This is a genomic window from Nonomuraea dietziae (assembly GCF_014195505.1).
In the GTDB taxonomy this organism is placed as follows: domain Bacteria; phylum Actinomycetota; class Actinomycetes; order Streptosporangiales; family Streptosporangiaceae; genus Nonomuraea; species Nonomuraea roseola.
Genome location: NZ_JACIBV010000001.1, coordinates 8,731,265 through 8,746,521, shown reverse-complemented (window position 1 = coordinate 8,746,521; position 15,257 = coordinate 8,731,265). Strand labels below are relative to the sequence as shown.

Genomic DNA, 15,257 nt, shown 5'->3' with positions numbered 1-15,257 from the left:
CGGGACAAAACTCACATACGCAACGATTGCCTTGATTTCATCACATAGTTGAGATCATCCCGAGACCAGCGCCTCCGACTGCCAGAGATCACGGTAGTAGCCGGGCGTTGCCACCAGCTCGTCGTGGCGTCCTCGCTGGATGACCCTGCCGTGCTCCATCACCACGATCTCGTCCACCTCCTCCAGGCCCCTGAGCCTGTGGGTGACGATGAGCGTCGTACGGCCGTGCGTCACGTCGAGCAGGTCGGCCATGAGCTCGTCGGCCGTGGCCTCGTCCAGCGCCTCGGCGGGCTCGTCGAGCAGCAGCACGGGCGGGTCGTACAGGAGCGCCCTGGCGAGGGCCAGGCGCTGCAGCTGCCCGCCCGAGACCGTCCGCCCGTCCTCGCCGAGCTGGGCGTCCCAGCCGGTGCGCGACACCCAGCGCTCCAGGCGGGCCCGCCGCACGGCCCGCTCCAGGTCCTCGTCCGTGCCGTCGGGGCCGGCCAGGCGCAGGTTGTCGCGCAGGGTGGTCTGGAAGATGTAGGGGTCCTGGGTCAGGCCCGTCATGAGCGTCCTGACGTCGTCGGAGTCGAGGGAGCTGAGATCGGCGCCGTTGACGGTGATCGTTCCCGACCCTGGTTCGACCAGGCGCATCAGGGCGGCCAGCAGCGTGCTCTTGCCCGCGCCGCTGGGGCCGACCAGGGCGACGCGCTTGCCCGGCGTCAGCGTGAGGCTCACCCCGTCGACGGCCGCGGGGGCGTGGGGCGCGTGCCGTACGACGAGGTCGTCGATCTCGACGGTCAGCGGCGCTCCAGGCAGGGGCGCGGGGGTGCCGGGCTCGGTGACGGCGGGCGGCACCGAGCGGACCTCCTTCAGCCGCTTCAGCGCCGCTGAGATCCCCGCGAAGCGCTCCCCCGCCGCGGCCAGCGGCAGCACGGGCTCGAAGGAGACCAGCGCCGTGAGGGCCAGGACGGCCGTCGCGACGGTGCCCGCGCCCGAGCCCTGGGCCAGCAGCACGATGGCGGCCACGGTCAGCCCCTGCACCAGCACCCCGACGGCCAGCGCCGCCGCGTGGACGCGGGACTGGCGGCGTTCGAGCGCGGCCAGCGCGGCGTCGGCGTCCAGCGCGCCTGACAGGGCTCGCTCGCCCGCGCCGTAGGCGGTCAGGTCGGCCGAGCCGTGCACGAGGTCGGCCACCCTCTCGGCGAGCGCGGCCCTGGCGGGGGCGATGCGGGCCGACCAGCGGCGGGCGGCGGCCGCCGTGCCGGCGGGCAGCAGCACGCCCGCGGCGACCAGCCCCGCCAGCAGCACCAGCGCGGCCGCGGGGTGCACGGCGACGGCGATGACGACGGCCGTGAGCCCGGTGATGAGCGCGGAGGTGGCGGGCAGCAGGCAGCGCACCAGCAGGTCCTGGACGGCGTCGGTGTCGTCCACCATGCGGCTGAGCAGGTCGGCGCCGCCGTGCCGGGGAGCTCTCGGCGGGATGAGCGAGTGGTAGAGGCGCTCACGCGTGGCTGCCTGGGCGCGCAGGGCGACGTCGTGACCCGTCAGGCGCTCGGCGTAGCGGAAGACGCCCCTGCTGGTGGCGAACGCCCGCACCGCGACGATCGCCACGCTCAGCGCGGCGAGCGGCGGCTGCTCGGCCGCCCTGGTGATGAGCCAGGCGGCCGAGGCGATCAGGCCGAGGCCGGTCAGCTCGGCCGCCGCCCCTGCGAGCACGGCCCACAGCAGGCGGAGGCCCATGCGGCGGCCGGACATCGGCTCCGTCACCTCGATACCCGGGTGAGTGGTGGTGGTCATCGTTCGTCTCCCGCCTGCGCGGCGCCCGCGCCTGGGACCAGGCTCTTTTCGGCGAGGACGTCGGAGACGATCCGCCCCTCCTGGATGCGGATCACGCGGTCGGCCAGGTCGATCATCGCTGGCCGGTGCGCGACGATCACCGAGGTGCGCCCCCTGCTCAGCTCGGCGGTGGCGGTGACGACGGCGGCCTCGCTGCGGCCGTCGAGGCGCGCGGTGGGCTCGTCCAGCAGCAGCAGCGAGGCGTCAGGACGGCAGAACGCGCGGGCCAGGGCCAGGCGCTGCCGCTGGCCCGCCGACAGGTTGGCGCCGCGCTCCCCCACCAGCGTGTCGTAGCCGTCGGGCAGGACGTCGACGAACTCGTCGGCGTGCGCGGCGACGGCGGCCCGCCGTACGAGCTCGGGTGAGGCCGAGGGGGCGCCGAGCCTGATGTTGTCGGCGACCGAGGTGGCGAACAGGTGCGGGCGCTGGGGCACGAACGCCAGCCGGTCGCGCCATGCGGTCAGGTCGAGCTCGGCCAGGTCGGCGCCGTCGACCAGCACGCGTCCCTCGGTGGGGGCGACGAAGCCGAGCAGCAGATGCAGCAGGGTGCTCTTGCCGCCGCCGCTCTCCCCCACCAGCGCCACCCGTTCCCCTGGAGTGATCACCAGGGAGACCTCGCGCAGGGCGGGGTCGTCGCGGCCGGGATAGCGGACGGTGACGTTCTCCAGGCGGATCTCGGGAGGACCGCCGGCGGCGGGGACGGCGGCGGCCCTGGCCTGCTCGGGGGCGGCGGCGTCGTCGAGGACGGCGAAGGCCGCGTCGGCCGCCGCGACGCCCTCCATCGAGGCGTGGAAACGGGTGCCCATCATCCGCAGCGGCAGGTACGCCTCGGGCGCGAGCAGGAGCACCAGCAGCGCGGTCGTCAGGTCGAGCGACCCGCCGAGCAGCCGCAGCCCGATCGGCACCGCGACCAGCGCGAGCGACAGCGAGGCGCACAGCTCGAGCACGAGCGAGGACAGGAAGGCCACCCGCAGCGTCCGCATGGTCGCCGACCTGTGCGAGTCGGCCACCCGCTGGATGACGCTCGCCTGGTAGCGGGCCCTGCCGAAGGCGCGCAGGGTGGGCAGGCCGCGCACCACGTCGAGGAAGTGCCCGCCGAGCAGGGACAGCGCGCGCCACTGCCGTTCGGTGACCGCCTTGGTGTGCATGCCGACAAGGGCCCCGAAGATCGGGATGAGCGGCAGCGTGATCAGCACGATGACCGCGCTGGTGAGGTCGGCCGCGAACAGCCTGACGAGGACGGCCACCGGCACCACGCCCGCCACGGCCATGGCGGGCAGGTAGCCGGTCAGGTAGGGGTCGAGCGCGTCGAGGCCGCGCCCCGTGAGCGTCACCAGCTCGCCCGAGCGGTGTCCCGACAGCCTGGCGGGCCCGAGCTCCTGGAGCCTGGCCAGCAGCCTGTGGCGCAGCGCGGACTTCACTCCCGTGGAGGTGCGCGCCGCGAAGATCCCCTGCCCCCAGCCGAGCAGCGCGCGCAGCCCGACGACGGCCGCCAGGAACAGCAGCGCGCCGGTGGCGAACCTGCCCGACAGCACCCCCGCGAGCAGCTCGGCCTGGACGAGCACGAGCAGCCCCGCGATCACGGCGGCGGCCAGGGTGACGGTCAGATGCGCGCGTACCGAGCGCTCGGCTCGCATGAGCCGCAGGAGATCCTTGTGCACGAGCCCTCTAGAAGAACGACGGGATGCGGTCGGAGCCCTTGCCTGGACGGAAGGTGCGCCACACCCATACTTGCGCGCCCACCATGAGGGGTGCGAACGGGGCCACCATGAGACTGAGCACATTCAGCGTCGCGGCGGGTGCGGCGTGGTCGAGCAGGTGCGGCGCGACGGCCGCCAGCAGCACGACGACGGGCGCGGCGGCCGCGAGCCCCGACAGCGCGAGGACCCTGCCGCCGCCCCGCCCCTCCCTCCAGGCCAGGAAAGTCCTGCCGTGGAAGGCGAACAGCGCGGTGGTGAGCGCGCCGAGGCCGAGCCCGGCGATCCACGGCAGCCCTGCGACCGAGCCGATGACCATCCCCCAGCCGAAGGCCAGCACGAACGAGCCGAGCGAGATCATCAGGTCCCAGAAGCCGCGCCACGCGCGCCCCTCGATCCTGCGGCGGAACCACAGGCCCGCGTCGCGCACGATCCAGCCCAGCAGCATGGACACGACGAACGGGTAGAGCGCGAAGATCACCTCGCCTTCCAGCACGGGGAACGCGCCGAACAGCACCCCGGCGACGGCCACCAGCCACACCTCGTTGGCCAGCACGTACGGCGCCATCGCCGCGACCATGCGGTCCCTGCGCTCCTGGGGACGGCCGGCCATCAGCAGCCCGACTCCCAGGTCGAAGCCCTCGAGGGCGAAGTAGCCCGCCAGCAGGACGGCGAAGGCGAGCAGCCAGACGACTTCCATGTCAGACCTCCAGGCGGACGGGCGCAGGGGCGGGGGTTCGGGGCCAGGCTCCGAGGGCGAGGTCTTCGGGCCCGCGCCGCACGGCGCGGGCGATGAGGACGTAGTCGACGACGGCGAGCAGGCCGAGCACGCCGGTGAAGCCGATCAGCGACGTGGTGACCATGCCCGAGGTCAGGCCTGGCGACATGGCGTCGGCGACGGTGAGCCGCTCCCAGATCATCCATGGCTGCCTGCCGATCTCCCTGGCCATCCAGCCGAAGACGGCGGCCAGGAACGGCAGCGGCGTCATGATGATCAGGATGGGGTGCGTCCAGCGCCAGCGTGGCAGCCAGTAGACGGTCGGCAGCAGCAGGAAGACCACCACCAGCTGGAGCAGCTCGCCGATCAGCATCATGAAGCCGAGCCCGACCGCGGCCCCGGTGTTGGCCTCGAACTTGTCCTCCTGCACCAGGCCGAACTGGGCGTAACCGCTGCCCACGGCGACCACGACCCCGATGGCCGCGACCACGACCCCCGTGCGCAGCGACTTGGTGAAGAACTCCAGGTAGGCGGTGCGGCGCAGGAGCTGGTAGGCGCTGGCGCCCATCATGACGAAGCCACCTGCCGCGAGACCCGCGCCGATGACGTGCGGGAAGGCCCCGACCAGGGCGCTGTTGGACATCAGCGCGCCGAAGTCGGTGAGCTCCATGTGGTCGCCCCTGACGACGGAGCCGACCGGGTTCTGCAGGAAGGCGTTGCCGATCATGATGTAGAAGGCGCTGCCGTAGGCGGTGAGGGTGACGATCCAGATACAGGCCAGGTGCAGGGCCTTGGGCAGCCGGTGCCAGCCGAAGATCCACAGGCCGAGGAAGGTCGACTCCAGGAAGAAGGCGACCAGCGTCTCCATGGCCAGCGGCGCGCCGAAGACGTCGCCCGCGTAGTGCGACAGGCCGCTCCAGCTCAGTCCGAACTGGAACTCCATCACCAGGCCCGTGACGATGCCCAGGGCGTAGTTGATCACGTAGATCTGGCCCCAGAAGCGGGTCATGTGCTCGTGGAGGGGGTTGCCCGAGCGCACCCAGCGGGTGTGCATGATCGCCACGAGTGGCGCCAGGCCCAGCGTGAGGGCCACGAAGAGGAAGTGCAGGCTGCCTGTCAGCGCGAACTGCAGGCGGGCCAGGTCCAGGACGTCCATCGCATCAAACTCCGTCGTTGTGTCTGCCTACATATAGAGAGGCTACATGTAGACTGCCTACATGACGAACGCGGATCTAGGATGGGCGATGTGAATCCCGACGCGCTTCGCGGGCACATGGACGCCCTGCTGCTCTCCGTGCTCGAGCACGAGCCGTTGCACGGCTACGCGATCATCGAGGCGCTGCAGGAGCGCAGTGGCGGCGCGCTCGCCGTCCCCACGGGGACCGTCTATCCGGCGCTGCGCAGGCTCGAGAGGGTCGGCTATCTGGCCAGCGAGTGGGCGACGGTGGGCGGGCGCAAGCGGCGCACCTACCGGCTGACCTCCTCGGGGGCCAAGCAGCTGGCGGGCGAGCGGTCGGCCTGGAGGGAGTTCGCCGAGGTGATCGCGAGCGTGCTGGAGCCCGGCGTGGGGCGGACGAAGACGACCGGGTGAGCCAGGGCCACGCCCGAAGCCAGAGCCAGGCGTGACGGCCAGGCCCCAAGCGCGGGCTTGAGGGTCAGGCTGCCCGGAGCCGGCGGGTGAGGCGCAGGCAGCGGGCGGCGGCGTACAGCTGCAGGCCGTTCAGCAGAGGCGTGGTCAGCGAGAGGATCATGCCGGGCAGGAAGGCGGAGAAGCCGGCCGGGCCCTGGGAGCCGTACTGCAGGGCGGCGCTGAGCAGCAGCGTCACCGGCAGCATCGTCCACACCCATACCGCGAGCAGGCGGGTCACCCGTTCGGGCCTGCGGACCCAGCGCGAGCCCCAGGTGAGCACGAGCAGGGTCAGCCCGCCGAGCACACCGGTGGCCATGTGGAACAGGTCGAGCGTGCGGGCCGCGAGCAGGAACCAGTCGGGCCTGTGCGCCCAGGCATCGGCGTCCACGGGGAAGAAGGCCCAGATGAGGCTCCACAGCAGCGTCGTCAGCGGCACGCTGACGAACAGCAGCGCGCCGAGCCTGCGCCCCGCTGTCGCGGTCAGCTCGCGCTGGTAGGCGGGCGCGATCTCGCGCAGCTCGCCGAACTCCTCGACGGCCAGGAGCTCGGCCTCAACCCTGGCCATGCCCTCTTCCTGGTAGGCCTCGGCGGTGTCGACCAGGCTGTCGCGGGCCTCGACGACCAGGTCACGCTTGGGGCCGGCCGGACCGTCGAGAGCCCGCGCGAGTCCCGCCACGTAGTCGTCGATGAGCATGGTCTCCAGTGTACGAAGGCCCTCCGAGGGTCAACATCGGGGAGATCCCCGAGATTGACTGGTAGGAAATTTCCGACCTATAGTCGGCGACATGCGCGAAGACGTGTTCGCGGCGCTCGCCAGCCCGGTCAGGAGGCAGCTTCTCCACCTGCTCCTCGACGGCGGCTCCCAGCCGGTGGGCAGGCTCGCCGAACGGTTCGACATGGCGAGACCGAGCGTCTCCGAGCACCTCAAGGTGCTCAAGGACGCCGGGCTGGTCGCCGAGAGCCGCCACGGCAGGGAGCGGCACTACCGCCTGGAGGCGGCGCCTCTCATGGAGATACGCGACTGGCTCACCCCCTACGAACGGTTCTGGCGGGAACGGCTCGCCGACCTCGGCACGGTGCTCGACGACATGGAGGACAGAGACGATGACAACCGCTGAAGACCTGCGCGCGATCCACGTGGACCAGTTCCTGGCCCACCCGCCCGCCAAGGTGTGGCGAGCCCTGACCGAGCCCGAGCACCTGAACAAGTGGCTGATGCCGGGTGACTTCCGGCCCGAGGTGGGTCACACGTTCACCTTCCAGGGCACGCCCGTCGAGGCGGCGGAGTTCTCGGGGACGGTCTACTGCGAGGTCCTCGAGATCGAGAAGGAGAGGCTGATCAAGCTGAGCTGGGACGACGGCAGCCGGCTCGGCTGGACGGTCACCTGGCGGCTCGAGCCCGAGGGCAGGGGAACCAGGCTCTTCCTCGACCACGAGGGCTTCGACCCCGACGACCCGAGGCAGCAGGTCTCCCGCAAGATCATGGGAGGCGGGTGGCGCTCCATGCACATGAGGGCCATCGAGAAGGTGCTGGCCGAGATGGGGTAGCTCAGCGCTGCTCGCCGTGGATCTCGGCCAGGCCGTCGGGGGGCGGGGGGCCGTCGGGGCCCTGGGTCCAGCCGCGCCATCGGTGCTGGTCGGGCCGGGCCCTGCGGCGGGAGAACCAGCGCAGCGGGGGCCAGCGCAGGCTCAGCCGTACGCCCCTGGAGGTGAAGGCGAAGGTGCAGCCGGTCAGCCGCAGGCCCGACGGGTGCGCGAGCCCCGCGAACCTGCAGGCCGACAGGTCGAGACCGAACAGCGACAGGTCGGGGGCGGCGGCCCCGCGCAGGGAGCTGATCGTGCAGAACCCCCGCCCTGTCACGGTCGCGGGGCCGCGCAGCACGACTGACTCCAGGTCGGCGTGCGAGCCGGTGAGCCTGATCGCCGTCGTGCCCCGCACCTCCACCCTGCGCAGGTCGAGCGAGCAGTCCTCGACGGCCAGGTCCAGCGCGCCGTCGGCGCGGGCGCCCGTCGCGGCCAGCCGTCCGGTGGCCGACAGGTAGGCCGACGACGCGAAGTGCGCCGACTCGAAGCCTGCCCTCCCCCGCACCTTCCTGAACGACAGCGTCCTGCCGAACCTGGCGCCTCTGAAGGCGGCCAGCTCGCCGAACCAGGCGCCGTCGAAGGTGGCGTAGCCGTCGAACCTGGCTCGCTCGCACGACAGCCCGCGTGCGAAGACGGCCTCGCCGAACAGGGCGTCGCTGGCCACCACCGCCCTGTCGAAACAGGCGTGGCCGCGCACGGTGGCGCCGTGGAAGGACAGCTGGCGGGCGAACCTGGCCCCGGTGAACGAGACGTTGCCCATGAACGTCGCGCCGAAGAAGGAGGCGAGCCGGTCGAACCTGGCGCCGTCGAGCGACACGTCGCCCTGGAAGCGGACCTCGGTGAAGCGCGCCTCGCCGGTGAAGCGGGCCAGGTCCATGCGGGACCTGCCCGGCCTGCCCTCCGTGGCGGCCAGGACCTTGACCAGCAGCTCGCCGTCGACGGTGGTCCCGCGGAGGTCGAGCTGCCCCCCGGGGCGCAGGCCCTCGAGCGCGCCGGCCAGTTGCTCGGGTGACAGATGTGACAGACAGCGACCGTACGGCTGACGCGCGACTCCTGTGCATGACGGGGAGTGTGAACACGTGGCCCAGTCCATGTCCTTGGTCATACCCGCGTTGCTAGGTCATGAGACGACATGTCGGGGGCCGACGTCTGGCAAGGGTAGATGATTTCATCCCTTTGTGGCGTTACGTTCGGTTATCACCATCTAAAGTGCCGGTCATGCGAGCTTTAACCGCCCTTGTCGCTCTCGGCCTCGCCGCCGCGGGCGTGGCGACCCTCTCGACCGCCCCCGCCTCCGCGGCGCCGGGGCCGGTCGTCATCAGCCAGGTCTACGGCGGCGGCGGCAACACCGGCGCGCCGCTGGCCAACGACTTCGTGGAGCTCTTCAACAGGAGCTCCGCCCCTGTGGCCATCGACGGCTGGTCGGTGCAGTACACCAGCGCCACCGGCACCGGCCACTTCGCCGCCAACGTGGCCAGGCTCTCCGGCACGCTGGCGGCCGGCCAGTACTACCTGGTGCAGCTCGCCGCGGGCGCCAACCCCGGCACGGCGCTGCCCGCACCCGACGCGACCGGCTCCATCAACGTCAGCGGCAGCGCGGGCAAGGTGGCGCTGGTCCGCTCGGCCACGGGTCTGGCCTGCAACGGCAGCCCCACCGCCTGTACGCCCGAGCAGACGGCGCAGATCGCCGACCTGGTCGGCTTCGGCACCGCGAACTTCTTCGAGGGCTCGGCAGCGGCCCCCGGCCTGACGAACGGCACGGCGGCCCTGCGCAAGGCGAGCGGATGCGCCGACACCGACGACAACGCCGCCGACCTCGAGGCCGGCGCGCCCGCCCCGCGCAACACCGCCTCTCCCGCGACGCCGTGCGGAGGCACCGGGGAGCCGACCCCCACGCCGACTCCCACGCCGTCCCCCACGGTGACGCCGACGCCGTCGCCCACGGGCGAGCCCTGCGACACGGCCGCGACCCACCAGATCGCCGCCGTCCAGGGCGCGGGCGAGGCCAGCCCGCTGGCCGGTCAGACCGTGCGGGTGGAGGGCGTCGTGACCGGCGACTTCCAGAAGAGCACGGAGCTGAGCGGCTTCTTCCTCCAGGACGCCACGCCCGACTCCGACCCGAAGACCTCCGAGGGCCTGTTCGCCTTCGCCCGCGACACCTTCAAGGACGTCAAGGCAGGCGACAGGGTCCTGGTCACCGGCAAGGTGGTCGAGTTCAACGGCTGGACCGAGCTGTCGCCCGTCACCGCGATCGACGTCTGCGGCACGGGAACGGTCCCCGCGCAGCCCCAGCAGCTGCCGAGGCCGGAGGGAACCACCTTCGAGCCCGTCGAGAACATGCTGGTCCGCTTCGCCGAGCCGCTGACCGTCACCGAGCACTACAACCTCGGCCGCTTCGGCGAGGTCACCGTCTCCTCCGAGGGACGGCTCTACCAGCCGACCGACAGGCCGGGTGTGGACGCGGCGCTCGACGCCCGCCGTTCGCTGCTGATCGACGACGGATCCAGCAGGGAGAACCCCGCCACGATCCCGTACACCAGCCCGCGCGTGGTGCGCACCGGCGACACCGCCCTCGGAGTGACCGGCGTGCTCGGTTACGGCTTCGGCGCCTACCGGCTGCAGCCCACCAAGCCGATCACCTTCCTGCCGACCAACCCCCGCCTGCCCAGGCCGCTGCCCGTCGGCGGCAACGTCAAGGTGGCCAGCCTGAACACGCTGAACTGGTTCACCACGCTCGGCTCGCGCGGCGCGAGCACCGCCGTGGAGCAGCAGCGGCAGCTGGACAAGCTGGTGGCGACGCTGCAGGGCCTCGACGCCGACGTGGTCGGCCTCATGGAGGTCGAGAACAACGGGCAGACCGCGTTGCAGGCGCTGACGGACGCGCTGAACGCCAAGGTGGGCGCGGGCACCTACGCCGCCCTCGCGCACCCCTTCCCCGGCACGGACGAGATCCAGGTCGCGATGATCTACAAGCCCGCCAGGGTCTCGCCCGTCGGCGTGGCGCGCTCCTCCGAGGACGCGGTCTTCAGCAGGCCGCCGCTGATCCAGACCTTCAGGCGCGCAGGTGGCGGCCAGCCGTTCACGATGATCGTCAACCACTTCAAGTCGAAGGGGTCCTGTCCGCCCAGCGGTCCCGAGGCCGACCAGGGTGACGGGCAGTCGTGCTGGAACCCGCTGCGGGTCAGGCAGTCCGAGGCCGTTCTCGGGCTGATCTCCTCCCTCGACCTGCCCAACCCGCTGGTACTCGGCGACCTCAACGCCTACGGCGAGGAGGACCCGATCGACAAGCTGGAGGCCGGTGGCCTGACCAGCGTGACCAAGCGGTTCGTGCCCGCGCCGATGCGCTACAGCCACCTGTTCAACGGTCTCGCGGGCGAGCTGGACCACGCGCTGGTCGGCAAGCAGCTGCTCAGGCGGGTGACCGGGGCGACGATCTGGCACGTCAACTCCGACGAGCCGCGCATCCTCGACTACAACACCGAGTACAACCCGCCGGCGCTGTACCGGCCCGACGCCTTCCGCTCCTCCGACCACGACCCGCTGCTGATCGGTCTGTCCCTGCCGGGAGGCGGGAGCTGACCTGACCCCGCCTCGTTGCGGCCCCTTCCCTCCACGGGAAGGGGCCGCTCTTGCGTTTGCAGCGCAAGCAGGTTTACAGTACAAACTAGTTGACAAAATGGACCCGTGGGGAGCGACGTGGACGAGGAAGACCTCAGCCCCGCCGAGATGATGCGGCTCATCGAGGAACAGAGCGCCGCCACCGCGCGCAGGCTCCAACCCGACCCCCTGCTCCTGTACGCCCCGTGGGGCATCGCCTGGATGGTCGGGTTCGGCGCGTTCTTCCTGTCCTACGGCCTCGACGGCCGCCCGCTGGCCCCGATCAGCTGGCAGCTCGCTCTGTCCATCCTGTTCGGCGGCCAGCTGCTGGCCGGAGCCTTCCTGTTCTGGACCGCGAGGTCCGGCGGCGTCCAGGTCCGCGGGGAGTCGGCCCAGCGCGGGATGATGTATGGCTACTCATGGTTCGTCGGAATGATGTCGATGAGCCTGATCATGAGCCACTTCGCCCCGCTGCTCCCTCGGGAGCAGGTCGGCCTGCTCTACGCCTCGGTCTCGCTGCTGGTCGTCGCCGTCCTCTACATGGCGGGCGGCGCGGTCTGGCGCGAGTGGCCGATGTTCCTGATCGGGGTCTGGGTGGCCGTCGTCAACGCGGTCGGCGCCATGCTCGGCCCGGGCTGGCACTCCCTGCTCGTCTCCCTGCTCGTGGGCGGCGGCTTCTTCGTGACGGGAATCGTGCTCAGGCGGCGCGGGTGAGCGTTCCCGACCTCGATCCCGTCATCCACGCCCAGGCCAGGCTGCGCGTGGTGGCCACGCTCAACGCCCTGTGCGAGGGCGACCAGATCGCCTTCCCCGGGCTGAAGGACCTGCTCGGCATGACCGCGGGCAACCTCTCGGTGCACCTGACGAAGCTCGAGGACGCGGGTTACGTCGAGATCACCAAGACGCACAAGGGCCGCACCCCCGTCACCTACGTCGCACTCACCAGGCGCGGACGGCTGGCCTTCGAGGAATACACCGTCGCGATCCGCGCCCTTCTTGGAGGAGAGCAATGACCACCCTGGCCAGGACCGTGGAAGTCAGCAAGCGCTACGGCGAGGTGAACGCCCTCGACGGCGTGTCGCTGGAGATCGAGGCGGGCAGGCTCGTCGGCCTGCTCGGCCCGAACGGCGCGGGCAAGTCCACGCTCGTCAACCTCTTCGTGGGCCTGCGCAAGCCGACCAAGGGCCTGGTGGAACTGCTGGGCGGCAACCCCTCCGACCCCCGCGTACGGCAGGGCATCGGCGTGACGCCCCAGGAGACCGGTCTGCCCGAGGCGCTCAAGGTCGGCGAGATCGTCGACTTCGTCTCCTCCCACTTCCCGAAAAAGCTGGACAAGTGGGAGTTGCTGGACCGCTTCGGCCTGAGAGACCTGGCCAGGCGTCAGGTGGGCGGGCTGTCGGGCGGCCAGAAGCGCCGTCTCGCGGTGGCGCTGGCCTTCGCGGGCCGTCCCCGCATCGTCTTCCTCGACGAGCCCACCACCGGGCTCGACGTCGAGGCGCGCAGGGCGCTGTGGGAGGGCATCAGGGCCTTCCACGCCGAAGGCGGCACCGTCGTGCTCACCAGCCACTACCTCGAGGAGGTCGAGGCGCTGGCCGAACGGGTGGTGGTGATCGGCCGCGGCAAGGTGCTGGCCGACGACACCATCCAGGCCGTGCGCGGCATGGTCGGCGTGCGCAGGGTCAGCCTGTCGGTCGCCGAACTGCCCGAGCTGCCGGGCGTGGTCAGCGCCGAGCGGGTGGAGGGCCGCCACCACCTGCTCACCCCCGACTCCGACCGGCTGGTGCTCGACCTGGTGGCCAGCGGCGTCGCGTTCGCCGATCTGGAGATCAGCCCCGCCACGCTCGAGGACGCCTTCCTCGCCATCACCTCGAAGGAGACCGTCGATGTCTAGCCTGGTCCTTCTCCACACCCGCTACCAGTTCCTCGAGCACCTGCGGGTCCCGATCGCCATCGTGGCCAGCGTCTTCTTCCCCACTGTCGCGATGCTCGCCTTCGTCGTGCCGTTCGCGGGGGACCACCCGCTGGCCGCCACGGTCGGCACGGCCTCGATGACCATGTTCGCCGTCATGTCCAGCAGCCTCATGGGCCTCGGCATCGGTGTCGCCGACGACAGGGGCAAGCCGTGGGACCCCTACCTTCGCACCCTGCCTGCGGGGCCCTTCCCCCGCTTCGCGGGGCGGATGCTCACCTCGCTGGCCATCACCCTGATCGCGGTCGTTCCCGTGGTGCTGGTCGCCGCGCTGCTGACCGAGGCCACCGCCACCCCCCTGCAGCTGCTGCTCGGCCTCGGCGCGCTGCTCGTGGGGGCGCTGCCGTTCATGATGCTGGGGCTGCTCGTCGGCTACTCGCTGCCGGCCAAGGCGGCGGTGGCGGTCTCGCAGGTGCTGTTCTTCCCGATCGCCATCGGCGGCGGGTTGCTCGGCAACCCGCTGGACCCGCCCGCCTTCATCGGCGCCATCGCGCCGTACCTGCCGAGCAGGGGGGCGATGGAGCTGGTCTGGGCCGCGACCACGGACCTGCCCGCCACGCCGCTGGCGCTGGTCATGCTGGCGGTCTGGACGATCGTGGCAGGAGCGGCGGCGGTGTGGGCCTACCGCCGCGACGAGGGGCGCAGGTTCCAGTAGTCACGACAGAAAAGGGGGGAGGTACCGCCGAGTCCGCAGCGATCTCGACGGTACCTCCGTTAGCGAGGGGGGTTCTACTCGGTGGTCTTCTTCTCCTCGAGGGTCACGGTCGCTTCCTGGGTCTGACCGTTCCTCATATATGTGATCTTGACCTGCTGGCCGACTTTGAAACCTCTGACCTGTCCCACTACGGTATCTCCCCCATCGACCGGCTTGTCGCCGATCCTGGTAATGAGGTCCCCCTCCTTCAGCCCCGCCTTCGCCGCGGGGCTGCCCTGCTGCACCTGCCGCACCAGCGCGCCGGGGACGTCGCCCGTCGCGTCGGTGACGCTGACGCCGAGGTAGGCGTGGCTCACCTTGCCGCTCTCGATGAGCTGCTGGGCCACCTGGTTGGCGGTGTTGATCGGGATGGCGAAGCCGACGCCGATGTTGCCGCTGCCCGTGCCGCCCGTGGCGATGGCGGTGTTGATGCCGATCACCTCGCCCGAGGCGTTGACCAGCGCGCCGCCCGAGTTGCCGGGGTTGATGGCGGCGTCGGTCTGGATGGCGCCGCCGATCGTGGTGGTGGAGCCCTGCGACTGGCTGCGCTGGTTGCCCCATCCCGGCGGCAGCTGCTGCCGTCCCTCGTCCTCGTTGCCGACGGTGAGGGTCCTGTCCAGCGCGCTGATGATGCCCGCGGTGACCGAGCCGTCCAGGCCGAGCGGGCTGCCGATGGCCAGCACCGCGTCGCCGACCCGCAGCGCGTCGCTGTCGCCGAGGGAGGCCTTGGTCAGCCCCGAGACGCCCTCGGCCCTGATGACCGCCAGGTCGGTGGCGGGGTCGGTGCCCACGACCGTGGCCTTGGCGGTCTTGCCGTCGCTGAACTTCACCGTCATCGAGCCGCCGCCCTGCCCCGCGCCGACGACCACGTGGTTGTTGGTGAGGATCAGGCCGTCTGCCGACAGGACGACGCCTGAGCCCTCCCCTGTCTGTCCCTGGATCCGCACGACCGACGGCTGCACGTTCTGGGCGACGTCGGCCACGGTCAGCGGGTTCGACACCTGCTTGAACGTGGGGTTGGGCGAGGCGGCCACGGCGGTGCCCCCGCCGCCGCCGAAGACGTTGGCGGTCACCGCCCCCGCGGCGCCGCCCACCAGCGCGGTGGCCGCCAGCGCGAGCCCCGCGATCGCCTTCTGCCCCGCCGTGAACCGCGACCGCTGCTTCGGTACGGCCGGCGCCGCCATGATCGTCGTGTCGTCAGAGGAGGGCGCCCCGTGCGCGAACACCCTGTCCTCGGCCGCGGGCGCCCCCGGCGCACCGCCGTCCGTCACACTCTGAGCGCTGCTCGCAGGAGCGCCCTGCGCGCTGTGCGGGGTGGCGCCCTGTGCCTGGTCGGAAGGGGCGCCCTGCGGTGCGCCCGAGGGAGCGCCCTGCGGGAACCGCCCAGCAACGGGGGGCTGGGAACCGAACTGGGTCCATCCCCCACCCACGTTGCCTTCGCCCTGCTCACGAGGCTCGTTCGTGTTCATTTCCATCCCCAAGAGGCCACTGAGGCCCGCCACCGTGGCGTGCCGTACACCCAGGGTGTCAACCCAGCTGTAAACGCCGGT

15 protein-coding genes are annotated in these 15,257 nt (G+C 71.4%); 8 read left to right on the top strand and 7 right to left on the bottom strand.

The genetic code is table 11. The features are described from left to right. Positions 1 to 54: 54 nt before the first annotated feature. From cydC to FHR33_RS41605, 4 genes are read right to left on the bottom strand one after another with little or no spacing between them, the layout of a single operon-like run. Positions 55 to 1,779: a thiol reductant ABC exporter subunit CydC gene (gene cydC, locus FHR33_RS41620; RefSeq protein WP_246452335.1), complete on the bottom strand. Its 1,725-nt coding sequence runs from the start codon at positions 1,777 to 1,779 to the stop codon at positions 55 to 57. Continuing rightward, a complete protein-coding gene (cydD, locus tag FHR33_RS41615; RefSeq protein WP_312895981.1) occupies positions 1,776 to 3,479 on the bottom strand; it encodes a thiol reductant ABC exporter subunit CydD in 1,704 nt (567 codons plus the stop codon). Before cydD ends, cydC begins: the two co-directional genes overlap by 4 nt. Positions 3,480 to 3,486: 7 nt before the next feature. Continuing rightward, positions 3,487 to 4,215, bottom strand: coding sequence for a cytochrome d ubiquinol oxidase subunit II (locus FHR33_RS41610; protein ID WP_183659624.1), 729 nt, complete (start codon positions 4,213 to 4,215; stop codon positions 3,487 to 3,489). Position 4,216: 1 nt separating this feature from the next. After that, positions 4,217 to 5,389: a cytochrome ubiquinol oxidase subunit I gene (locus FHR33_RS41605; protein WP_183659623.1), complete on the bottom strand. Its 1,173-nt coding sequence runs from the start codon at positions 5,387 to 5,389 to the stop codon at positions 4,217 to 4,219. 90 nt (positions 5,390 to 5,479) lie between these two features. Here FHR33_RS41605 and FHR33_RS41600 point away from each other — a divergent pair, with 90 nt between their 5' ends. After that, positions 5,480 to 5,824, top strand: a complete 345-nt coding sequence (locus FHR33_RS41600) for a helix-turn-helix transcriptional regulator (protein WP_183659622.1) — start codon at positions 5,480 to 5,482, stop codon at positions 5,822 to 5,824. Positions 5,825 to 5,888: 64 nt separating this feature from the next. Here FHR33_RS41600 and FHR33_RS41595 read toward each other — a convergent pair whose 3' ends face one another. Beyond that, a complete protein-coding gene (locus FHR33_RS41595; RefSeq protein WP_183659621.1) occupies positions 5,889 to 6,557 on the bottom strand; it encodes a permease prefix domain 1-containing protein in 669 nt (222 codons plus the stop codon). Between the two features lie 91 nt (positions 6,558 to 6,648). Between FHR33_RS41595 and FHR33_RS41590 the strand changes: the two genes are divergently transcribed. Both FHR33_RS41590 and FHR33_RS41585 read left to right on the top strand, forming a co-directional pair. Next, positions 6,649 to 6,981 (top strand): ArsR/SmtB family transcription factor, encoded by a 333-nt coding sequence (locus FHR33_RS41590; protein ID WP_183659620.1) that lies wholly within the window; start codon positions 6,649 to 6,651, stop codon positions 6,979 to 6,981. Continuing rightward, positions 6,968 to 7,411 (top strand): SRPBCC family protein, encoded by a 444-nt coding sequence (locus FHR33_RS41585; protein WP_183659619.1) that lies wholly within the window; start codon positions 6,968 to 6,970, stop codon positions 7,409 to 7,411. Before FHR33_RS41590 ends, FHR33_RS41585 begins: the two co-directional genes overlap by 14 nt. Before the next feature lies 1 nt (position 7,412). Here FHR33_RS41585 and FHR33_RS41580 read toward each other — a convergent pair whose 3' ends face one another. Continuing rightward, complete coding sequence (locus FHR33_RS41580; protein ID WP_183659618.1) at positions 7,413 to 8,552, bottom strand: pentapeptide repeat-containing protein; 1,140 nt, start codon at positions 8,550 to 8,552, stop codon at positions 7,413 to 7,415. Between the two features lie 113 nt (positions 8,553 to 8,665). On the opposite strand from FHR33_RS41580, the gene FHR33_RS41575 reads away from it, so the two are divergent. The 5 genes from FHR33_RS41575 to FHR33_RS41555 all read left to right on the top strand — a co-directional run bounded on the left by FHR33_RS41575 (position 8,666) and on the right by FHR33_RS41555 (position 13,668). Further along, positions 8,666 to 11,026, top strand: a complete 2,361-nt coding sequence (locus FHR33_RS41575) for an ExeM/NucH family extracellular endonuclease (RefSeq protein ID WP_183659617.1) — start codon at positions 8,666 to 8,668, stop codon at positions 11,024 to 11,026. Between the two features lie 105 nt (positions 11,027 to 11,131). After that, a complete protein-coding gene (locus tag FHR33_RS41570) occupies positions 11,132 to 11,758 on the top strand; it encodes a transporter (RefSeq protein ID WP_183659616.1) in 627 nt (208 codons plus the stop codon). Beyond that, a complete protein-coding gene (locus FHR33_RS41565; RefSeq protein WP_183659615.1) occupies positions 11,755 to 12,057 on the top strand; it encodes a transcriptional regulator in 303 nt (100 codons plus the stop codon). The genes FHR33_RS41570 and FHR33_RS41565 overlap by 4 nt, the downstream gene beginning before the upstream one ends. Next, complete coding sequence (locus tag FHR33_RS41560; protein ID WP_183659614.1) at positions 12,054 to 12,935, top strand: ABC transporter ATP-binding protein; 882 nt, start codon at positions 12,054 to 12,056, stop codon at positions 12,933 to 12,935. The genes FHR33_RS41565 and FHR33_RS41560 overlap by 4 nt, the downstream gene beginning before the upstream one ends. After that, a complete protein-coding gene (locus FHR33_RS41555; protein ID WP_183659613.1) occupies positions 12,928 to 13,668 on the top strand; it encodes an ABC transporter permease in 741 nt (246 codons plus the stop codon). Before FHR33_RS41560 ends, FHR33_RS41555 begins: the two co-directional genes overlap by 8 nt. Before the next feature lie 74 nt (positions 13,669 to 13,742). Here the strand turns inward: FHR33_RS41555 and FHR33_RS41550 are convergent, their stop codons facing one another. After that, positions 13,743 to 15,176, bottom strand: coding sequence for a trypsin-like peptidase domain-containing protein (locus FHR33_RS41550; RefSeq protein WP_246452334.1), 1,434 nt, complete (start codon positions 15,174 to 15,176; stop codon positions 13,743 to 13,745). Between the last annotated feature and the right edge of the window lie 81 nt (positions 15,177 to 15,257).